The sequence below is a fragment of the Serratia sp. CY33525 genome (assembly GCF_052169115.1).
In the GTDB taxonomy this organism is placed as follows: domain Bacteria; phylum Pseudomonadota; class Gammaproteobacteria; order Enterobacterales; family Enterobacteriaceae; genus Serratia; species Serratia sarumanii.
Genome location: NZ_JBJNLK010000006.1, coordinates 169,764 through 190,947, shown reverse-complemented (window position 1 = coordinate 190,947; position 21,184 = coordinate 169,764). Strand labels below are relative to the sequence as shown.

Sequence of the window (21,184 nt, the reverse complement as noted above, 5' to 3'; positions counted from 1 at the left end):
TAGCCTGAGTTGCGCCGGGGGGACATAACAACCCGCCCGAAAATCCTCGGGCGGGCGGCGGGGCGTCAGAAGGTGGTCCAGTTCTCTTCCGCTGCGGCGTTGGCGGCTGCGGGTTTTACCGCCGGCGCTTTCGGCGCGGCGGCTTTCACGGCGGCGGGTTCGTTCTGCTCCGCCAAACGGAACACCGAGACGCTCTGCAGCAGCATGTCGGCCTGTTCTTCCAGCGAATCGGCGGCGGCGGCGGACTCTTCCACCAGCGCGGCGTTTTGCTGGGTGGTGTGGTCCATCTCGACGATCGCCTGGCCAATCTGGGCGATGCCGCGCGTCTGCTCATCGGAAGCGGCGGCGATTTCAGCCATGATGTCGCGCACGTGGGTGACCGAGCGGACGATCTGTTCCATGGTGTTGCCGGTGCTTTCCACCAGCTCGGTGCCGGTTTTCACCCGGCTGACCGATTCGGCGATCAGCCCTTCGATCTCCTTGGCCGCCTGGGCGCTGCGGCTCGCCAGGCTGCGCACTTCGCTGGCGACCACCGAGAAGCCGCGGCCCTGTTCGCCGGCGCGCGCCGCTTCCACCGCGGCGTTGAGCGCCAGGATATTGGTTTGGAAGGCAATACCGTTGATCAGGGTGGTAATTTCGGCGATGCGCTGCGAACTGCTGGAAATATCGCGCATGGTGCTGACCACGTTTTCCACCAGCTTGCCGCCCTGCTGCGCGGTCTGCGAGGCGTCGGTGGCCAGCTGATTGGCGTGATGGGCGTTGTCGGCGTTCTGTTTCACCGTGGCGGTCAGCTGTTCCATGCTGGCGGCGGTTTCCTCGACCGCCGCCGCCTGCTGTTCGGTGCGTGAGGAGAGGTCGGTGTTGCCGGCGGCAATTTCCGCCGAGGCGGTGGAGACCTGGCTGACCCCCATCTGGATCTTCTCAATCATGGTGCGCAGGTTTTGGCTCATCGCCGCCACCGCGTTCAGCAGCTGCCCCAGCTCGTCGCGCCGGGTGCTGGTCTGCGCCTGGCGCAGGTCGCCGCCGGCGATGCGTTCCGCCATGGCCAGCGTGCTGTGCAGCGGACGGGTGATCTGCAGGGTGATGCGCCAGGCGATAAGCACCCCGGCGATGATGGCGATCAGCGTGGTGATGCCCATTTGCAGCTGCGCCAGATTGATATCATTGTGGGTCTGCGCCAGCTCGTCCTGCATAAAGGCGTTCACCAGCATGCCGATCGCCTGCGCGCGTTCGCCGAGCCGCCGGCTGATTTGCTGTTCGTGCTCATAGGCTGGCAGGTAGGCCGCGATGCGGTTTTTGTAATCGTCCAGCGCGGCCAGCAGCGGTTGCAGCTGCGGGCGCTGCGCGTCGCTGACCCGGCGGCTCAAGGCACTGGCCGCGTCGCGCGCATCGTCGATGGCCGCCATCAGCGGGGCTTCGGTTTCCTTGTTCAGGCTCAGCAGCAGGCCGCGCGCGCCGTAGCGCACCTGGGTCAGCTTCTGGTTCAGCTGGATGAAGGCCAACTGCAGATCGCCGTTGGTCAGCTGGCGCTCCACCTGGCTCAGGCTGGCCTGCACTTCCGACATGTTCCAGCTCTGGCGCACCGCGTCTTTCGCCGTGACCGCCTGTTCAAACTCTTTTTGCTGCTGCTGATATTCCCCGATCAGCGTCACCAGACGCTGCAGATCCTTGCGGCTTTGGGCGTCCCAGTCCAGCGCCTGCCCGTGGTCTATCAGTTTGACGGCGTTTTCAATATTGGCGCGGTTGTTCTGAATATACTCCGGCCGGTAGGTCTGGCCGTACATGGCGCGGTTGTATTTGGCCTGGTTGATCTCTTCGTTCAGCCGGTTGCTGAAGTCGATGCGATCGGCGCGTGATTCGATGATATGCAGATATTGCGCCCCGGTGCCGGCGATGATGACCGCCAACAGCAGCAACAGTGCGAAGCCGAGACCGAGCTTTTTACCTACGGTGAGATGAGTGAACTTTCCTGCCAATGCTTGCAATGCCGCCATAGCGTTTTTTCCTTCTCCGGGCGAACGTCAATTGAACAAACCATCGGCAAGACGTGGTCAAACTTTAGCGGATTTCAGGCAAAAAAATACCCGCCGGTGGCGGGCATCTTCATCAACGGGGGCGAATTACTTCTTCGCGGCGAAGCGTGCGGCGGCTTCATCCCAGTTGACCACGTTCCAGAACGCCTTGATGTAGTCAGGACGTTTGTTCTGATATTTCAGGTAGTAAGCGTGTTCCCACACGTCCAGGCCGATGATTGGGAAACCGGAAGCGCCGGCGACCGCTTCGCCCATCAGCGGGCTGTCCTGGTTAGCGGTAGACACCACGGCCAGTTTGCCGTCTTTCAGCACCAGCCAGGCCCAACCGGAACCGAAGCGGGTGGCAGCGGCTTTCTCGAACTCTTCCTGGAATTTCTCAACGCTGCCGAAATCGCGCTCGATGGCCGCTTTCAGATCGCCGCCCAGCGTGGTGCCGGTTTTCAGGTTTTTCCAGAAGAAGCTGTGGTTGGCGTGGCCGCCGGCGTTGTTGCGCATGAAGGTGCGTTTGTCGGCAGGCACTTTATCCAGATCCTGGATCAGCTCTTCAACGCTGTATTTGGCCAGCTCAGGGTAGGCTTCCAGCACGGTGTTGGCGTTGTTGACGTAGGTCTGATGGTGTTTGGTGTGATGGATTTCCATCGTCTGCTTGTCGAAATGCGGTTCCAGTGCGTCGTAAGCGTACGGCAGGGATGGCAGTGAATAACTCATAATCATCATCTCCAGTGGTGTATGGGCGGCGCAAAGCGTGAGCACCGCGTAAGCAGTCGGATCATTATAGTTAATTAAATGATATTGAAAATGATTATCAATGCCCTGTGAACTGTGTGGTTAACGATCAAATCGCTGCGCTAACCTACTGATAGAAGAAGGGGCGGATGGCTGCGTGAAGCCGTCGCCCCGGCGCGCGGGTTACTCTCTATACTGTAGGGAGCGCCAACGCCGAAATGTATCGAAATGTGCCAAAGCGTTCACTGAATGAGCACGAGTGTGTAACAACCACAAGCACGCTGTGGTAATATGGCCGGCGTTCGTAGCAAGCATAACAACAGTGACATTCGCGTTTGCCGCGCTAGCGGGCAGGCGCCTTTGAACAATGTGACAATCGAGAGTAAAGGAGACCCCCATGCAGGTCAGCAGAAGGCAGTTCTTTAAGATCTGCGCTGGCGGTATGGCAGGAACGACGGTGGCCGCGCTGGGCTTTGCCCCCGAAGTGGCGTTGGCGGAAACCCGGCAGTACAAACTGCTGCGCGCCCGCGAGACCCGTAATACCTGTACGTATTGTTCCGTCGGCTGTGGGCTGTTGATGTACAGCCTTGGTGATGGCGCCAAAAACGCCAAAGAAAGCATTTTCCATATCGAAGGGGATCCGGATCATCCGGTAAACCGCGGCGCGCTTTGCCCGAAAGGCGCCGGCCTGGTTGACTTCATCCACAGCGAAAGCCGCCTCAAGTACCCGGAATACCGGGCGCCAGGATCGGACAAATGGCAACGCATCAGCTGGGACGACGCCTTTACCCGCATCGCCAAGCTGGTGAAAGAAGACCGCGACGCCAACTTCATCAAAACCAACGATCAGGGCGTTACCGTCAACCGTTGGCTGACCACCGGCATGCTGTGCGCCTCGGCCGCCAGCAACGAAACCGGTTTTCTGTCGCAAAAATTTAGTCGCGCTCTCGGCATGCTTGCCGTAGACAACCAGGCGCGTGTCTGACACGGACCAACGGTAGCAAGTCTTGCTCCAACATTTGGTCGCGGTGCGATGACCAACCACTGGGTTGATATCAAGAACGCGAATTTGATTATCGTCATGGGCGGTAATGCGGCGGAAGCGCATCCGGTGGGGTTCCGCTGGGCGATGGAAGCCAAAATACACAACAATGCCAAGCTGATCGTGATCGATCCGCGCTTTACCCGAACCGCATCGGTGGCGGACTTCTACACGCCGATCCGCTCCGGGACCGACATCGCTTTCCTGTCGGGCGTGTTGCTGTATCTGATGACCAACAACAAGTTCAACCGCGAGTACGTCGAGGCCTACACCAACGCCAGCCTGCTGGTGCGGGAAGATTTTGCCTTCGAAGACGGCTTGTTCAGCGGCTACGACGCGGAAAACCGCAAGTACGACAAAACCACCTGGAACTACCAGTTCGACGAGAACGGCTTCGCCAAGCGCGACGTCACGCTGCAGGATCCGCGCTGCGTGTGGAACATGCTGAAACAGCACGTGAGCCGCTACACGCCTGACGTGGTGACCAACATCTGCGGCACGCCGAAGGATGATTTCCTCAAGGTGTGCGAATACATCGCCGAAACCTGCGTCGCGGATAAAACCGCTTCGTTCCTGTACGCCCTGGGCTGGACTCAGCACTCGGTCGGCGCGCAGAACATACGCACCATGGCGATGATCCAGCTGCTGCTCGGCAACATGGGCATGGCGGGCGGCGGCGTCAACGCGCTGCGCGGCCACTCCAACATTCAGGGTCTGACCGATCTCGGCCTGCTGTCGCAGAGCCTGCCGGGCTACCTGACGCTGCCGTCGGAGAAACAGACCGATCTCGACACCTACCTGAAGGCCAACACGCCGAAGGCGCTGCTGCCGGGCCAGGTTAACTACTGGGGCAACTACCCGAAATTCTTCGTCAGCATGATGAAGACCTTCTACGGCGACAAGGCGCAGAAGGACAACAGCTGGGGCTTTGACTGGTTGCCGAAGTGGGACAAAGGCTACGACGTGCTGCAGTACTTCGAGATGATGGCGCAGGGCAAGGTCAACGGCTACTTCTGCCAGGGCTTTAACCCGGTGGCGTCGTTCCCGAACAAAAACAAGGTGGTGGCTTCGCTGTCCAAGCTGAAGTTCCTGGTGACCATCGATCCGTTGAACACCGAGACCTCCAACTTCTGGCAGAACCACGGCGAGTTCAACGAGGTGGATCCTGCGCAGATCCAGACCGAAGTGTTCCGCCTGCCGTCCACCTGCTTCGCCGAAGAGAACGGCTCGATCGTCAACTCCGGCCGCTGGCTGCAGTGGCACTGGAAAGGCGCGGACGCCCCGGGCGAAGCGCTGAACGACGGCGAGATCCTGGCGGGCATCTTCAGCCGCCTGCGCGAGATGTATGCGCGCGACGGCGGTGCGGTGCCGGAACAGGTGCTGAACATGACCTGGGACTACCTGACGCCGGACAACCCGGCGCCGGAAGAGGTGGCGCAGGAAAACAACGGCAAGGCGCTGGCGGATCTGCTGGATGCCGACGGCAAGGTGCTGGTGAAAAAAGGCGAGCTGCTCAGCTCGTTCGCGCAGCTGCGCGACGACGGCACCACCGCCAGCGGCTGCTGGATCTTCGCCGGCAGCTGGACGCCGGCCGGCAACCAGATGGCGCGGCGCGACAACGCCGATCCGTCCGGCCTCGGCAATACGCTGGGCTGGGCCTGGGCATGGCCGCTCAACCGCCGCATCCTGTATAACCGCGCCTCGGCGGATCCGCAGGGTAAACCGTGGGATCCGAAACGCCAGCTGCTGGAGTGGGACGGCGCCAAGTGGGTCGGGGCCGATATCCCGGACTACAGCACCGCCGCGCCGGGCAGCGACGTCGGGCCGTTCATCATGCAGCCGGAAGGCATGGGCCGCCTGTTCGCCACCGACAAGATGGCGGAAGGGCCGTTCCCTGAACACTACGAGCCGTTCGAAACGCCGCTCGGCACCAACCCGCTGCACCCGAACGTGGTGTCCAACCCGGCGGCGCGCGTGTTCAAGGACGATCTGGCGGCGATGGGCAAATCCGACAAGTTCCCGTACGTCGGTACCACCTATCGTCTGACCGAGCACTTCCACTACTGGACCAAGCACGCGTTGCTGAACGCCATCGCGCAGCCTGAGCAGTTTGTGGAGATCGGCGAGAAGCTGGCGGAGAAAAAAGGCATCAAGCACGGCGATACCGTGAAGGTCAGCTCCAACCGCGGCTACATCAAGGCCAAGGCGGTGGTGACCAAGCGTATTCGCACGCTGCAGGTGCACGGCCAGGAAGTCGACACCATCGGCATCCCGATCCACTGGGGTTACGAAGGGGTGGCGAAGAAAGGCTTTATCGCCAACACGCTGACGCCGTTCGTCGGCGACGCCAATACGCAAACGCCAGAGTTCAAGGCGTTCCTGGTCAACGTGGAAAAGGTGTAACGGAGACGAATTATGGCCATGCAATCTCAAGACATCATTCGTAAATCCGCCACCAATGGTTTCACGCCGGCGCCGCGCGCCCGTGACCACCAGGAAGAAGTGGCCAAACTGATCGATGTCACCACCTGTATCGGCTGCAAGGCCTGTCAGGTGGCCTGTTCCGAATGGAACGACATCCGCGACGAAGTGGGGCACAACGTCGGGGTGTACGATAACCCCGCCGATCTGACCGCCAAGTCGTGGACGGTGATGCGCTTCTCCGAGGTGGAGGAAAACGGCAAGCTGGAATGGCTGATCCGCAAGGATGGCTGCATGCACTGCGCCGATCCGGGCTGCCTGAAGGCCTGCCCGTCGGAAGGCGCGATCATTCAGTACGCCAACGGCATCGTCGACTTCCAGTCCGAGCACTGCATCGGCTGCGGCTACTGCATCGCCGGCTGCCCGTTCGACGTGCCGCGCATGAACAAGGACGACAACCGGGTGTACAAGTGCACCCTGTGTGTCGACCGCGTGGACGTCGGCCAGGAACCGGCCTGCGTGAAAACCTGCCCGACCGGCGCCATTCACTTCGGCACCAAGGAAGCGATGAAGCAGGTGGCGGCGGATCGCGTCAGCGAGCTGAACACCCGCGGCTACCAGAACGCCGGTCTGTACGATCCGGCGGGGGTGGGCGGCACGCACGTGATGTACGTGCTGCACCACGCCGACAAACCGCAGCTGTACCACGGTTTGCCGGACAACCCGAGCATCAGCCCGGCGGTGACCTTCTGGAAGGGCGTGTGGAAACCCCTGGCGGCCATCGGCTTTGCCGCCACCTTCGCGGCCAGCGTGTTCCACTATGTCGGCGTCGGGCCTAACCGCGTCGACGATGAGGACGAGCACGACGAGTCGCACGACGAGGAGACGCGCAAATGAGAAAGGAAAAGCCCATTCAGCGTTACAGCGCACCGGAGCGCATCAACCACTGGATCGTGGCGTTCTGCTTTGTGTTCGCCGCCATCAGCGGGCTGGGGTTCTTCTTCCCCTCCTTCAACTGGCTGATGAACATCTTCGGGACGCCGCAGCTGGCGCGCATTCTGCACCCGTTTGTCGGGGTGATCATGTTTGCCGCGTTCCTGCTGATGTTCCTGCGCTACTGGAAGCATAACCTGATCAACCGGGAAGATATCGTCTGGGCCAAGAACATCCACAAAATCGCCATGAACGAGGAAGTGGGTGACACCGGGCGCTATAATTTCGGCCAGAAGTGCGTGTTCTGGGCGGCGATTATCAGCCTGGTGCTGCTGCTGGCCAGCGGCGTGGTGATCTGGCGGCCGTATTTTGCGCCGTCGTTCTCCATCCCGCTGATCCGCATCGCGCTGCTGGTGCATTCGCTGGCCGCGGTCGGCCTGATTATCGTGATTATGGTGCACATTTACGCCGCATTGTGGGTAAAAGGCACCATTACCGCGATGGTGGAAGGCTGGGTGCCGGCGGCCTGGGCCAAGAAACATCATCCGCGCTGGTACCGCGAGGTCCGCGAGAAACGACAGGAAGATAAACCCTGATGAGTATCCGCATCGTTCCTAAAGAGCAGTTAGGGGCACAGCGTGAGAAGTCCTCAACGGCGGAGAACATCCCGCCGTTACTTTTCGCCAACCTGAAAAGCCTGTACAGCCGCCGCGCCGATCGCCTGCGTCAGCTGGCTGTCGACAATCCGCTGGGCGATTACCTGAACTTCGCCGCCGAGCTGGCGCAGGCGCAGCAGCATGCGCTGCACGATAATCCGCTGCAGCTCGATCTGAGCGAAGCGCTGGCGCAGGGTGCCGCCAGCGGCAAACCGCCGCTCGATCTGAGCGTGTTCCCGCGCAGCGAGCACTGGCGCAAGCTGCTGGCGTCGCTGATCGCCGAGCTGCGCCCGCAGGCGCCGGAGCATATCCTGGCGGTGCTGGACAACCTGGAGAAAGCCTCGGCGCATGAGCTGGAGCTGATGGCCGACGCCTTGCTCAACCGCGAGTTCGGCAAGGTAGGCAGTGAGAAGGCGCCGTTCCTCTGGGCCGCGCTGTCGCTCTATTGGGCGCAGATGGCCAGCCTGATCCCCGGCAAGGCGCGCGCCGAATACGGCGAGCAGCGCCAGTTCTGCCCGGTGTGCGGCAGCATCCCGGTCTCCAGTATGGTGCACATCGGCACCGTCAACGGCCTGCGCTACCTGCACTGCAACCTGTGCGAAAGCGAATGGCACGTGGTGCGGGTGAAGTGCAGCAACTGCGAGCAGACCCGCGATCTCAACTACTGGTCGCTGGACAGCGAGCAGGCGGCGGTGAAGGCGGAAAGCTGCGGCGACTGCGGCACTTACCTGAAGATCCTGTATCAGGAAAAAGACCCGCAGGTCGAAGCGGTGGCCGACGATCTGGCTTCGCTGGTGCTGGACGCCCGCATGGAAGAAGAAGGCTTCGGCCGCAGCAGCATCAATCCGTTCCTGTTCCCGGCGGAGTAACCGCCCGGCCCCGTTCGCGCGGGGCCGGACCAGCAATTTCAGCACGGGCTTCTGGCATTCGCCCGGACGAGTTGCTACGTTTAGGCCATAACGCGCCAAGCGAAAGGAACCACGATGTTAAACACCCTGGCAAAACTGACCGCGGTCGCCGTGCTGGCGATCGGACTGGCGGCCTGCGACAACAAAGACGACACCAAACCGGCGGTGCCGCCACCGGACACCAAGCCGACCGTGACGCAGCCCGCGCCACCGCCGCCGCCTGCGCCGATAGAAACCCCGCCCGCGCCGCCGGGGCTGAACGTGTCGCTGCAGAAGGGCAAAATCACCTTCGAGCTGCCGCCGGGCTTTAGCGATCAAACGCTGAACAGCGGCATCATCAACGACAGCACCTCCACCATTCAGCGCTTTCTCGACGGCAAGTCGCGCCAGAGCGCGGTCTCTTCCGAAGTGATCCCGCCGGACGGCATGAAGCTCAACACCAGCGACAAAATGCTGAAAGAGCTGGCGCAGAGCGCCATCACGGTGCTGGCCGAGCGCTATCAGAATATCCAGACCACCAAAGAAGAGAACTTCAGCGTCGGCAAACAGAAGTTTCGCCGGGTGGATACCGAGCAGACCGTCAACGGGCAAAAGGTGGTCTCCACGCTGGTGTTGACGGTGTTCAACAAACGGGTGGTGACGCTGCAAATGCTGTCGCCGGCCAAAACGCCGGAAGTGCATCAGGCGCTGGTGCAGCGGATTATCGATACCCTGGCGGTGAAGTAAGGGCGCCGCGCCGCGGCCAGGACGAAGCGGAGGAGACCGGATGAAGCTTATCGGCAGTTACACCAGCCCCTTTGTGCGCAAGATTTCCGTGATGCTGCTGGAAAAAGGGATCGCGTTCGAATTCGTCAACGATCCGCCGTATGAGCCCGGCAGCCGGGTGAAGGAGCTTAACCCGCTCGGCAAGGTACCGGTGCTGATCGCCGATGACGGCGAGGTGTTTTACGATTCGCCGGTGGTGGCCGAATACCTCGAACTGCTGACGGTGGAGCCGGCGTTTTTGCCGGCCGAACGCGCCGCCGCGCTGCGCGTCCGCCAGGTGGCGGCGCTGGCGGATGGCGTGACCGAAGCGGCGGCGACCCTGTTTCGCGAAAGCCGGCGCGCGCCGGAAAAACAGGACGAAAACTGGATGCTGCGCCAGCGTGACAAACTGACGCACGGGTTGGATGCGCTGGAGGCGCTGGCGCGGGACAAAACGTGGCTCAATGCCGAGCGGCTGACGCTGGCGGATATCGCCACCGGCTGCGCGCTGGGCTACCTCAATTTCCGCCGCATCCTGCCCAACTGGTGCGTCGGGCGCCCGGCGCTGGTCAAGCTGGCCGAACGCCTGTTCGCCCGTGAAAGCTTCGCCCGCACCGCGCCGCCCTGAACGTTCTTTTCTCCCCGCCGCGGCGGGGTTTTGCTATGCCGATACGTCTAAATTGAAAACCGAGCGACCATGAGCACTGAATCCCACCTTCTTTACAGCCAACTGCCCGCCATCGACCGCCTGCTGCGTGAACCCGCGATTGAACCGCTGGTGGCGCAGCATGGCCAGACGCTGATCGGCGAACTGCTGCGCCGGCTGCAGGCCCAGGCGCGCGACGCGATCGGGCAACAGCAACGTTTACCCGCCTGGTGCGGCGACTGGCCGCAGGCGCTGCGGGCCGAGCTGGCCCGGCAGCAACGCCCGGCTTTGCTGCCGGTGTTCAACCTCAGCGGCACCGTGCTGCACACCAACCTCGGGCGCGCCCTGCTGGCGCAGCCGGTGAAGGAGGCGGTGAGCGCGGTGATGGGGGAGGCGGTGACGCTGGAGTACGATCTCGACGGCGCCGGGCGCGGCCATCGCGATCGGGCGGTGGCGGATCTGCTGTGCCGGCTGACCGGCGCGGAGGACGCCTGCATCGTCAATAACAACGCGGCGGCGGTGCTGCTGATGCTGGCGGCGATCGCCCCCGGCAAAGAGGTGGTGGTGTCGCGCGGCGAGCTGGTGGAGATCGGCGGCGCATTCCGCATACCCGACGTGATGCGCCAGGCCGGCTGCCAACTGGTGGAGGTCGGCACCACCAACCGCACCCATCTGAAAGATTACCGCCAGGCCATCAACGAGCAGACCGGCCTGTTGATGAAAGTGCACACCAGCAACTACAGCATTCAGGGCTTTACCGCGGCGGTCGACGAGGCCGAACTGGCGCAGCTCGGAGCCGAACAGGGCGTGCCGACCGCCACCGATCTGGGCAGCGGCTCGTTGATCGACATGGCGCAGTACGGCCTGCCCGCCGAACCGATGCCGCAGCGGCTGCTGGCCGCCGGCGTCGACTTGGTGACGTTCTCCGGCGATAAGCTGCTGGGCGGCCCGCAGGCCGGGATCATCGTCGGCAAAAAGGCGCTGATCGCCCGCCTGCAGCAGCACCCGCTCAAGCGCGCGCTGCGCGTCGGCAAGCTGACGCTGGCGGCCCTGGAGGCCACGCTGCGGCTCTATCTGCAGCCGGAAAAACTGGCTGAGCAGCTGCCGACGCTGCGGCTGCTGACCCGCCCGCAGCAGGAGATGCAACAGGCGGCCGAACGGCTGCTGGCGGCGCTGGCACCGCGGTTCACCGCCGATTTCGAGCTGCGCGCCGAACCGTGCTGGTCGCAAATTGGCAGCGGTTCGCTGCCGGTGGATCGCCTGCCCAGCTATGCGCTGACCTTCACGCCGCGCGACGGCCGCGGCGCCACGCTGGAAGCGTTGGCCGAACGCTGGCGCCGCCTGCCGCAGCCGGTGATTGGCCGCCTCGGTGACGGCCGGCTGTGGCTGGATCTGCGCTGTCTGGAACAGGAAGGGGCGCTGATCGATGCGCTGAGCGCCTCATGATCATCGCCACCGCCGGCCATGTCGATCATGGCAAAACCACCCTGCTGCAGGCGATCTCCGGGATCAACGCGGATCGCCTGCCGGAAGAGAAGCGCCGCGGCATGACCATCGATCTGGGTTACGCCTACTGGCCGCAGCCGGACGGCCGGGTGCTGGGCTTTATCGACGTGCCCGGCCACGAGAAATTCCTCGCCAACATGCTGGCGGGCGTCGGCGGCATCGACCATGCGTTGCTGGTGGTGGCCTGCGACGACGGCGTGATGGCGCAAACCCGCGAGCATCTGGCGATCCTGCGCCTGAGCGGGCGCCCGGCGCTGACGGTGGCGCTGACCAAGGCCGACCGGGTGGACGCGGCGCGTGTCGGCGAGGTACGCCGCCAGGTGCGCGACGAACTGGCGCGCCAGGGCTGGCCCGATGCACCGCTGTTTGTTACTGCGGCGGCGGCGGGAGAGGGTATCGAGGCGCTGCGCGCGCATTTGCTGGCGCTGCCCTCCGGCGAGCACGCGCTGACGCGCCGTTTTCGCCTGGCGGTAGACCGTGCGTTCAGCGTCAAAGGGGCGGGGCTGGTGGTGACCGGCACCGCGCTCGGCGGCCGGGTGCAGGTGGGAGATACGCTGTGGCTGACCGGCGCCGACGCGCCGGTGCGGGTGCGCGGCCTGCACGCCCAAAATCAGGCCGTGGAACAGGCCCAGGCCGGGCAACGCATCGCGTTGAACATCAGCGGCGATGTCGATAAAGACCGTGTCGCGCGCGGCGACTGGCTGCTGGCGCAGCGTCCGCCGGAGGCGGCGGAACGCATTCTGGTGGCGCTGGAAGCGGATCGGCCGATCCGCCATTGGCAGCCGCTGCACCTGCACCATGCCGCCAGCCACATCACCGGGCGCATTTCGCTGCTGAACGACGGGCTGGCGGAACTGATCCTCGATCGCCCGCTGTGGCTGGCGGAGAACGATCGGCTGGTGCTGCGCGATATCGGCGCACGGCAAACGCTGGGCGCGGCCCGGGTGCTCAGGCTGAGCGCGCCCAAGCGCGGCAAGCGCCAGCCGGACTACCTGGTATGGCTGCAGGCCCTGGCGAACGCGCAGGACGATGCGCAGGCGCTGACGCTTGAGCTGCCGCACGGCGCGCTGTCTCTGACGGCGTTCGCCTGGGCGCGTCAGTTGACCGACGACGGCCTGGCGGCACTGCTGGCGAACCGCGATCTGCTGATCGTCGGTGACCGGGCGCTGGCGCAGGAGCAGGTGCAACAGGCGGAAAGTCGGCTGCTGCAGGTGCTGGCGGAGTACCACCAACAGCACGCCGATCAGTTGGGGTTAGGGCGCGCCCGTCTGCGGCGCATGGCCCTGCCCCAGCAGCCGGAAACGCTGGTGTTTATGATGATCGATCGGCTGCTGAAGGCCGGCGCGCTGCGCAATACGCGCGGCTGGCTGCACCTGCCGGAACACGGTCTGGCGTTCAGCGCCGAAGAGGCGCCGCTGTGGGCGCGCATCGAACCGCTGTTCGGCGACGAGCCGTGGTGGGTGCGCGATCTGGCGAGCGAGTTGGGTGAGGAAGAGAGCCGGGTACGGGCGCTGCTGCGCAAGGCGGCCCAGCTGGGCCATGTGACGGCGGTGGTGGTGGATCGCTATTACCTCAGCCGACGCATCGAGCAGTTCGCGGCGCTGATCCGCGAGCTGGATGCGGAGCGGGGCGGCGCCAACGCCGCCGACTTCCGCGATCGGCTCGGCGTCGGGCGCAAGCTGGCGATCCAGGTGCTGGAGTTCTTCGATCGCAGCGGCTTTACCCGCCGCAAGGGTAACGAGCATCTGCTGCGCGACGGCGGGTTGTTTGGCAACTGATTGCGTGTTTTTTGTTCTCTGATGGCGGTATAATCAGCTTTAATCACTTTGATTGATATTGATTGTACTGAGGAGCAAGACGATGAATACGAAAGTCATCACCGCTCATGTCCCGCTGCCTTTGGCTGAAAAGGTGGATGAAATGGCCGCCAAACTTGAACGCTCACGGGGATGGATAGTGAAGCAAGCCCTCACCGCCTGGCTCGAGCAAGAGGAAGAGCGCCGTCGGTTAACGCTGGCGGCGCTGGCCGATGTCGAACAGCAAAACGTTATCGATCATGAATCGGTAGAAGCCTGGGCTGCCAGCCTGGACAGTGACGATCCGCTGCCGGTACCGCGCTGATGGAGTTAAAATGGACGAGTAAGGCGCTATCGGATTTGGCGCGTTTGTTTGAGTTTCTTGCCTTGGCTAACCGTACTGCGGCAGCGAATTCGGTGAAGGCCTTGGTCGCCGCGCCTAAAGCGTTGCTTGATAATCCTCGCCTGGGTGAAAGACTGGACGAGTTTTTACCGCAGGAAGTGAGGCGTATTCTGGTCGGCCGTTATGAGATACGTTACCAGGTGCAGCCGGCAACGATTTATGTTCTGCGTATTTGGCATACCCGCGAAGAGCGATAGGCCGAATTCCCCTACCCGATAAATCTGACGGCGGCCCGGCTGACGTCGGGCGTCTGGGCGGTCAGAAACGCCTGTAAGCGTTCGATCAGCGGCCGCTTCGCCGATTCTTCCGGCCAAACCAGATAGTAACCGTCGCCGGTATGCACGGCGGCGTCACAGGGCAGCGCCAATAACCCCTCCTCAATCGTCCGCAGGCTCAGCGCCAGATCGCCGATCGAGACGCCGTGCCCGGCGATGGCCGCCGTGTTGCCCTGTTCCAGCGAATCAAATACCTGGCCGCGCGTGAGATCGATCGGGGCCGCGATGCCGCTTTTTTGCAGCCAGCGCCGCCAGTCGCGCCGATCGGGCGAAGGGTGGATCAGCGGACAGGCGGCGAGATCGCGCTGCCCGTCGGCGAGCAGTGCAGGGGCGCAAATCGGGATCAGCCATTCGTCGAACAGCTTGGCGGCGGCGGTGTTGGCGCCGAAGTGGCCGTTGCCGAGCAGGATGGCGCAGTCGTAGGGTTCGCTGAAAAAATCCACGCTGTCGATGTCCATCCAGACGCTGGCTGCCTGCACCTCGAACGCCTGCGCCGTTTGCCGGAACCGGCTCAGGCAGTCCAGCAGCCAGCGCAGGGTCAGCGTGGAGGGCGCCTTCAGCCGCAGCAGATCGCGGTGGCTTCTGAACAGCTCGCACGCTTGCTCGATGCGGCCAAACCCTTGCTGCAGCTCGGCGGCGAAGATTTTCCCCTGCGGCGTGACCTCGATGCGCGGGCCGTTGCGCTGGAACAGTCGACAGCCGAAGTGCTGCTCCAGCGTTTTGATGTGCTTGCTGACGGCGCTCGGGGTGAGATGCAGCTCCTCGGCGGCCAGCGTGAACGAGCCGGTGCGGGCGGCGCTTTCGAAGGCGCGCAGGGCGTAAAGCGGCGGAAGGGAACTGGCCATCGCGGCGTCTCTAATAATGAGTCTGATTCACAGTAAACGACAGGATTACTCCTTTTTCAAGGCGGGGGCGGCGGCAGGATAATGGCGCGACGCCAACTGACTGAATGTGAGTGAAATAAAGATGAACCTGTCGTTGCTGGCGGCGTATTTCGCCGCCATTTTCTTGCTGATCGCCACGCCGGGGCCGGTGGTGGCGATGGTGGCCAACACCGCGGCGCGCTTTGGTGCCCGGCGCGCGCTGTTGACTGCGCTGGGCAGCAACGGGGCCTCCTTGTTGCTGATCGGCATCGCCGCGCTGATTATCACCGGGCTGTTCGCGGTGGATATGCGCTTGCTGCAGTGGATAGGCCTGCTGGGTTGCCTGTTTATCGGCCGTATGGCGATCGTCTCGCTGTATGAGGATTTATCCGCGCGAACCCCGGATGCGCAGCCCGTTGCGCCGCCGCAAAAACGCTCGGCGATCCTGACCGGTTTTCTGGTGGGCATCGCCAACCCCAAAGACATTATCTTCTTCGTCGCTTTTTTCCCGCAGTTTATCGCCGTCACCCCCTCGATCGGCGCCAGCCTGACGCTGTTGACTGCACTGTGGGTGCTGGCGGACTTCGCCATCTTGCTGGCCTATATCACCCTGCTGTCGGGAACGGCGCTGCAGCGCGCGCGGCGGGCGATCTCTGTCCTGTCGGCGTTGCTGCTGTTGGGGGTGGCGGTGATGGGGGCGGGGTATGCGCTGTGGGGTCTGCTCGGCTGAAGCCGCATAAAAAAACGCCGGTCGGGAAACCGGACCGGCGTTTATCGTGGCGTTTAAGCCGCGCCGGTCGGCTGCGGCGTGGGGTCGCCGTTGCGGCGTTTGCCGATAAACAGCGCCACCAGCGTCAGCCAGCACAGGCCGCTGATGAGGTTGAACAGGTTGAACAGCCCGCTGCCGCCCCAGACGTAGGCGACCTTGGCCAGCTCGATGCCGACGGTGAACACCATCATGCTTAGCATGCCCATGGTGGCCGACACGGTGCCTTTGCTGACAGTGCTGGAGAACAGCGTCAGGCGGTACAGGCCGGCGTTGGCCAGGCCAATGCCGAAGGCGTACAGGCTCAGGCCGGCGGTCATCCACAGGTAGGCATGGCTGGAGAACTGGGTCGCCAGCGCGGCGATCAGCAGCCCCAGCAGCATCGGGCCCGCGCCCAGCTTGATCAGGCGCTCCACGCTGTTTTTGCCGGTCAGGCGTGCCAGCGTCAGGTTGCCGAGGATCAGCGCGCCGAACACCGGGATTTGCAGCAGGCCGTAATCCAGCGTCGACAGCGACTCACCGCTGATCAGGATCACCGGTGACTGGGCGATCCAGGCCAGCAGCGGCAGGCTGGCGAAACCGATCGCCAAAGCGCCGCACAGGAAGCGGCGGTTGCCCAGCACCTGACGGTAGTCGCGCCACAGGTTGGCGGCGGAAAACGCCTCGCCCTGCAGCGTGGCGGTTTCCGGCATCGCTTTCCACAGGCCGTAGAAGGCGATGGCCGCCAGCGCGGCGAACAGCACGAACATGCTCTGCCACGGCGCGACGTGGATCAGCGCCGCGCCGGCCAGCGGCCCGAGCAGCGGGGCGATCAGCGCCACGTTGGCCATCAGCGCGGTGATCTTGATGCACACCGATTCTTCAAACGACTCCTGGATGGTGGCGTAGCCGACCGCGCCGATAAAGCACAGGCCGATGCCCTGCAGGAAACGCATGGCGATGAACTGCTCGATGGTGGTGACCAACAGGATCGCCAGGCAGGAGACGATAAAGAACGCCACTCCGGCCAGCATCACCGGGCGGCGGCCGCGGCGATCCGACAGCGGCCCGAGCAGCCACTGCAGGAAGATGCCGCCGGCCAGATAGGCGGTCATCGAGGTGGGCACCCACTCTTCGCCGGCGTTGAAATCCGCCACGACGGCCAGCATGCCCGGCTGAATCATATCGTTGCCGATATAAGTGGCGAACTCGAACAGCACCAGACAAAGAGGGAATAAAAGCGCCTGTCGGCCCAAACGTGCCGCAGGTGGTAATGTCGTTTTCATATTATTGTACTGATAGTAAAAGAGAAAAAGGAACTGCCAGGGCGGGAAGCGCAAACTGAGCGAGTTGTGGCGGCTATTTTGCCGCCAATTGTTCACCTTCGCAATCATAAGGTGTTGTTTAAGTGCATTCTGATATTTCGCTTTTGGGTTGTCGCCGAACGCCGTGCCCGATAACCTCTTCTTAACATATCAATATGACACAAGATCGGGCGAGCGTTTGAGCGAGAAAATCGGCTGGATAGACAACCTGCGGGCGATAGCGTGCATGATGGTGGTGATGATCCACGCCACCACCTATTACGTCACCAACGGCGCGGCGATAGGGCTGCACAACTGGGATATCGCCAACGCACTGAACTCGCTGTCGCGCGTGTCGGTGCCGCTGTTCTTCATGATTTCCGGCTACCTGTTCTTCGGTGAAAAGAGCACCGGCCGGCGGCATTTCACCCGTATCGCCTGCTGCATTCTGTTCTACAGCGCCATCGCGCTGATCTATATCGCGGCCTTTACCAAGATCGGTTTCTGGCCGTCGCTGCGCGGCATTTTGCAAAAGCCGGTGTTCTACCATCTGTGGTTTTTCTACGCCATTACGGTGATTTACCTGCTGTCGCCGCTGATCAGCGTCAAGCCGGTGTCGCGCCGTTACCTGGCCGCTGCGCTGGTGGTGTTGGCGGCGATCGCCAACCCGAATACCGACAAGCTGACCTTCGGCAATGCGCACCTGCTGCCGGTTAACCTGTATATCTACGGCGATACCTTCTACTACCTGCTGTATGCGTTGGCCGGGCGGGCGATTGGCATGATGGAGGCGCGCGGGCGCGCCGTGGGCTGGTTGGCGGCGCTGGGATTTGCGCTGTGCGTGGCGCTGATCGCGCGCGGCACCAAACACCAGCTGTTCATCAACGGCAACTTCGCCGATACCTACTACATCTACAGCGGCCCTCTGGTGTTTATGGCGGCGGTGGCGCTGCTGGTGTGGGTGAAACACTGTCTGCCGCAGCCGATCGGCTGGCTGAGCGCGTTCTCCCGCCATTCGCTGGCGATCTACGGTTTTCACGCCCTTATCGTCAACGTGATGCGCAGCCGGCACCTGGATTTCACCGGCCACCCGCTGCTGGATATCTTCTGGGTGTTCGGCGTGGCGCTGGGGCTCAGCCTGCTGCTGTCTGTCGGCCTGCAGCGGCTGGATACCCGCCGGCTGGTGTCATAGCGGCGAGCGCTGGCGCTGCTGGGCGCGGCGCAGCTGCCGCCCGGAAGAAAAGCCGGCCGCCAGCGCGGCCTTCTCCAACCCATACCCTTGCTGCAGGCGCTGTTGCGCCACCGCCAACCGCAGCTGCTCATGATACTCCCGCACGCTGATGCCGACGTGGTTGCGAAACAGCCGCGCCAGGTGGCGGCTGCTGACGTGCGCTTTTTCCGCCACCTGCGGCACTGACCAGTCGGCCTCCGGCTCGGCGGCCATCACGTCCTGCGCGCGGTGTACCGCCGGGTGCAGGTGGTTGCGATAGCGCAGCCAGGGCGACAGCTGCGGATCGTCCCCGGCGCGGCGGAAATAGACCACCATGTCGCGTGCGACGTCGCGCGCCCGGCCGGAGCCGCAGTGGCGGTGGACCAGGTGCAGCGCCAAATCGATGCCGGTGGTGATGCCCGCGCTGGTGTAGATGCCGCGATCTTCGACGAAGATACGGTTCTCTTTCACCTGCGCCGCCGGCGCCTGCCGGCGGATACGCTCGATGACGTCGTGGTGGGTGGTGCACTGATAGCCGTCGAGCAGCCCGGCCTGCGCCGCCAGCAGCGCGCCGGAACAGATGCACACAAGGGTGATGCGCTGCCGCTGCAGATCGGGCCGCAGCGTCGCCAGCCAGCGTCGCGCCTGCTCGGCCTCTTCCCCGGCGAAATAGCGCTGCGAATCGCCGACGCCCGGCAGCACCAGAATGGCGCCGTCTTCCAGGCGTTCGGGCAACGGCTGCAGGCCGCTCAGCGTCATGCCGATGGAGCAGACGATCTGCGGCGCCGGGCTGAGATAACGCAGGCTGAACTGCCCGGCGAGGCGCAGGGTTTCCGCCGGGCCGCTGACGTCCAGCGACAGCACGTTGGGCAACAGCAGAAAATAGACGGCCTGCGACATGGTTACTCCTGTGCGAGTTGCGCCAGCGCCTCATCCACGCTGGCGATGCGGGCGAAACGATCGACCAGTACGGTTTCAGTATGCCGCTTCAGCTGCGCGGGGGTAAAGGTTTCACCGTCGGGATGACGCATCGGGAAAGTCAGCGTCGCCTCGGTGACGAAGGTCACCCGATAACCGAGATCGGACGCTACCCGGGTGGTGGTTTCGCAGCACTGCTCGGTACGGATGCCGGAGACGATCAGGTGGTTGATATCCCGCTCGCGCAACCAGGCGTCGAGGCCGGATTCGGTCAGCGCATTGTGTACGTGCTTATGCACGGTGATATCCGCCTGGTGGGTGAGGAACGGCAGGCGCTGCACATGGCCCGAAGCCAGCGAGAACGGCCCCTGCGGCGAAACGTGCAGCACATCGACCAGCGCTGCGCCGCGTTGTTGGCAGCCCACGATCAGGCGCGTCAGCGCCTGCTGAAACGCCGGCAGATCGTCCTCCTGCCAGAATGGACGGTGCTGGAATGATTGCTGGACATCGATGATCAATAACGCGCTCTGTGACATTTTCGGCCCTCCGCCAGTATGTGTAGCGACCATCTTGCGCCGCGCCTTACTCTGGCAGAAGGCCAAAAACGGCCATCATGATGACAACAGCGGACCGACCTTAGGCTTTGCTCACCTGGCCGGCCACCAGACGCCCCTGATGGAAGGTGGCGCTGCGCGCCGGCAGGCGGGCGACCGCCTCGGCGGAACAGCTGGCGTTGACCAGCACGAACTCGGCGGCGTCGCCGGCTTTTGGCCAGGCGCGCTGGCCCTTATCGTCCAGCGGCAACACGCCGCCGGTGGAGATGGTCATGGCGCGCGACAGGTGATACTCGTCGGAGCCACGGTACAGCTGGGCGTACAGGTTGGCCTTCTCCAGGATGTCGCCGGTGCCGAACGGCGACCAGTGGTCGATCACGCTGTCGGTGCCGGTCATCACGAACACCCCTTTCTCGCTGAGCTGCGGCAGCGGCATCATCAGGCCGCCGATCGGCACCGTAGAGGCGATGGTGATCTGCTGCGCCGCCAGCCGGGTGGCGGTTTCCGCCAGTTCGCCCGGCGTCAGCGTGGTCAGGGCGAAAGCGTGGCTGATGGTGACCTTGCCGCGCAGTGCCGGGTTTTGCTCCACGGTGGCGATCATGTAGTTGATGGCGGCGACCCCGGCCGGGCTGGTCTCATGCAGGTGGATATCCACGCCTTTGCCGGTATCGAGGGCGATCTGGAACATGGCGTCCAGCGATTGCTCCATCGCGCCGTCGACGTTGGTCGGATCCAGCCCGCCGACGTACTGCACGCCCATCTGCATAGCTTCGCGCATCAGCGCATCGACTTTGGAGTGCAACAGCCCGTGCTGCGGGAAGGCGACGATTTCACAGCTGAAGTCCGCCCGGTGGTTTTCCAGCGCGCGCTGCAGGTGTTCCAGGCTTTTCAGGCCGCTGACCGGATCGATATTGCAGTGGCTGCGCGCCACGATGCTGCCCTTGGACTGCAGCAGGGCGATCAGGTTTTCCGCCCGCTGCTGCGAGGTGGGCAGCAGTTTCGGGATCAGCGTCTGCTCCAGTGCGATCATGTCCATGATGGTCTTGCCCTGGCGCGGGCGCGGCGCCTGCCACGGGCCGCTGTAGAAGGTTTTGTCCAGGTGGATGTGCATGTCGCGAAACGCCGGCAGCAGCAGCTGGCCCTGCGCCTTATAGCGGGGCACGCCGGCGGGCAACGCGGCGTTGGCGGCGTGAATGGCGGCGATCTTGCCGTCTTTGATCTCCAGCGTGTACAGCGCGGTGCGGGTGCCGATCACCGTGTCGCCGTCGTATTCAAAGCCATCTTCCAGCCGCACCTCGCTCAGGCAGTAGTGGCGATCGGTCAGGGTCATCGATGCCGGTGCGCACTGCCCGTCGCCCGGTGACGCGGCCTGCACCATGCCACCCGTCAGGCCGATCACCGCGCAGGCGGTGGTAAGTTTGCCGGTTTGGCTGAGGAAGGCTCTGCGGCCCGGTTGTTGAGGGTTTTCCACGTTCGGTTCCTTAATCCAGAGGTGAGGGGT

Annotated in this window: 19 protein-coding genes; 12 read left to right on the top strand and 7 right to left on the bottom strand. The window is 63.4% G+C overall.

What is annotated here, in order from left to right; genetic code table 11:
- Nucleotides 1–65 precede the first annotated feature (65 nt).
- On the bottom strand, nucleotides 66–1,994 hold the full coding sequence (locus tag ACJ8IM_RS16570) for a methyl-accepting chemotaxis protein (protein WP_033653966.1): 1,929 nt from the start codon (nucleotides 1,992–1,994) through the stop codon (nucleotides 66–68).
- 126 nt (nucleotides 1,995–2,120) lie between these two features.
- Nucleotides 2,121–2,741, bottom strand: a complete 621-nt coding sequence (gene sodA / locus ACJ8IM_RS16565) for a superoxide dismutase [Mn] (RefSeq protein WP_004934003.1) — start codon at nucleotides 2,739–2,741, stop codon at nucleotides 2,121–2,123.
- A gap of 415 nt (nucleotides 2,742–3,156) precedes the next feature.
- Between sodA and fdnG the strand changes: the two genes are divergently transcribed.
- From fdnG to ACJ8IM_RS16515, 10 genes are all read left to right on the top strand, one after another.
- Entirely contained in the window at nucleotides 3,157–6,204 is a 3,048-nt protein-coding gene (fdnG, locus tag ACJ8IM_RS16560; protein ID WP_094887892.1) for a formate dehydrogenase-N subunit alpha, read from the top strand.
- Between the two features lie 12 nt (nucleotides 6,205–6,216).
- Nucleotides 6,217–7,119, top strand: coding sequence for a formate dehydrogenase subunit beta (fdxH, locus tag ACJ8IM_RS16555; RefSeq protein WP_033649532.1), 903 nt, complete (start codon nucleotides 6,217–6,219; stop codon nucleotides 7,117–7,119).
- Nucleotides 7,116–7,751, top strand: a complete 636-nt coding sequence (gene fdoI / locus ACJ8IM_RS16550; RefSeq protein WP_004934017.1) for a formate dehydrogenase cytochrome b556 subunit — start codon at nucleotides 7,116–7,118, stop codon at nucleotides 7,749–7,751. The genes fdxH and fdoI overlap by 4 nt, the downstream gene beginning before the upstream one ends.
- The gene (gene fdhE, locus ACJ8IM_RS16545) at nucleotides 7,751–8,680 is read left to right on the top strand and encodes a formate dehydrogenase accessory protein FdhE (protein WP_033649531.1); all 930 of its coding nucleotides are present in this window, start codon (nucleotides 7,751–7,753) and stop codon (nucleotides 8,678–8,680) included. Before fdoI ends, fdhE begins: the two co-directional genes overlap by 1 nt.
- Nucleotides 8,681–8,794: 114 nt before the next feature.
- Entirely contained in the window at nucleotides 8,795–9,445 is a 651-nt protein-coding gene (locus ACJ8IM_RS16540) for a DcrB-related protein (protein WP_033653967.1), read from the top strand.
- Between the two features lie 40 nt (nucleotides 9,446–9,485).
- Nucleotides 9,486–10,091: a glutathione S-transferase gene (locus tag ACJ8IM_RS16535; protein ID WP_033636563.1), complete on the top strand. Its 606-nt coding sequence runs from the start codon at nucleotides 9,486–9,488 to the stop codon at nucleotides 10,089–10,091.
- A gap of 69 nt (nucleotides 10,092–10,160) precedes the next feature.
- A complete protein-coding gene (gene selA, locus ACJ8IM_RS16530) occupies nucleotides 10,161–11,555 on the top strand; it encodes an L-seryl-tRNA(Sec) selenium transferase (protein WP_033649528.1) in 1,395 nt (464 codons plus the stop codon).
- Nucleotides 11,552–13,393 (top strand): selenocysteine-specific translation elongation factor, encoded by a 1,842-nt coding sequence (gene selB / locus ACJ8IM_RS16525; RefSeq protein ID WP_033653968.1) that lies wholly within the window; start codon nucleotides 11,552–11,554, stop codon nucleotides 13,391–13,393. Before selA ends, selB begins: the two co-directional genes overlap by 4 nt.
- Nucleotides 13,394–13,475: 82 nt before the next feature.
- A complete protein-coding gene (locus ACJ8IM_RS16520) occupies nucleotides 13,476–13,736 on the top strand; it encodes a CopG family ribbon-helix-helix protein (protein WP_033649526.1) in 261 nt (86 codons plus the stop codon).
- Nucleotides 13,736–14,011: a type II toxin-antitoxin system RelE/ParE family toxin gene (locus ACJ8IM_RS16515; RefSeq protein WP_033636570.1), complete on the top strand. Its 276-nt coding sequence runs from the start codon at nucleotides 13,736–13,738 to the stop codon at nucleotides 14,009–14,011. The genes ACJ8IM_RS16520 and ACJ8IM_RS16515 overlap by 1 nt, the downstream gene beginning before the upstream one ends.
- An 11-nt stretch (nucleotides 14,012–14,022) precedes the next feature.
- Here the strand turns inward: ACJ8IM_RS16515 and ACJ8IM_RS16510 are convergent, their stop codons facing one another.
- Nucleotides 14,023–14,934 (bottom strand): LysR family transcriptional regulator, encoded by a 912-nt coding sequence (locus ACJ8IM_RS16510; RefSeq protein ID WP_033653969.1) that lies wholly within the window; start codon nucleotides 14,932–14,934, stop codon nucleotides 14,023–14,025.
- A 121-nt stretch (nucleotides 14,935–15,055) separates the two neighbouring features.
- Between ACJ8IM_RS16510 and ACJ8IM_RS16505 the strand changes: the two genes are divergently transcribed.
- Nucleotides 15,056–15,682, top strand: coding sequence for a LysE family translocator (locus ACJ8IM_RS16505; RefSeq protein WP_033653970.1), 627 nt, complete (start codon nucleotides 15,056–15,058; stop codon nucleotides 15,680–15,682).
- 53 nt (nucleotides 15,683–15,735) lie between these two features.
- Here ACJ8IM_RS16505 and ACJ8IM_RS16500 read toward each other — a convergent pair whose 3' ends face one another.
- Nucleotides 15,736–16,983, bottom strand: coding sequence for an MFS transporter (locus tag ACJ8IM_RS16500; protein WP_033638635.1), 1,248 nt, complete (start codon nucleotides 16,981–16,983; stop codon nucleotides 15,736–15,738).
- A gap of 217 nt (nucleotides 16,984–17,200) precedes the next feature.
- Here ACJ8IM_RS16500 and ACJ8IM_RS16495 point away from each other — a divergent pair, with 217 nt between their 5' ends.
- Nucleotides 17,201–18,193: an acyltransferase gene (locus ACJ8IM_RS16495; RefSeq protein WP_033653971.1), complete on the top strand. Its 993-nt coding sequence runs from the start codon at nucleotides 17,201–17,203 to the stop codon at nucleotides 18,191–18,193.
- Here the strand turns inward: ACJ8IM_RS16495 and ACJ8IM_RS16490 are convergent.
- From ACJ8IM_RS16490 to ACJ8IM_RS16480, 3 genes are all read right to left on the bottom strand, one after another.
- The gene (locus tag ACJ8IM_RS16490; protein ID WP_033653972.1) at nucleotides 18,188–19,111 is read right to left on the bottom strand and encodes a GlxA family transcriptional regulator; all 924 of its coding nucleotides are present in this window, start codon (nucleotides 19,109–19,111) and stop codon (nucleotides 18,188–18,190) included. The genes ACJ8IM_RS16495 and ACJ8IM_RS16490 overlap by 6 nt on opposite strands.
- A 2-nt stretch (nucleotides 19,112–19,113) precedes the next feature.
- A complete protein-coding gene (locus ACJ8IM_RS16485; protein ID WP_033653973.1) occupies nucleotides 19,114–19,665 on the bottom strand; it encodes an isochorismatase family protein in 552 nt (183 codons plus the stop codon).
- Between the two features lie 100 nt (nucleotides 19,666–19,765).
- Nucleotides 19,766–21,154: an amidohydrolase family protein gene (locus ACJ8IM_RS16480; RefSeq protein ID WP_033653974.1), complete on the bottom strand. Its 1,389-nt coding sequence runs from the start codon at nucleotides 21,152–21,154 to the stop codon at nucleotides 19,766–19,768.
- Between the last annotated feature and the right edge of the window lie 30 nt (nucleotides 21,155–21,184).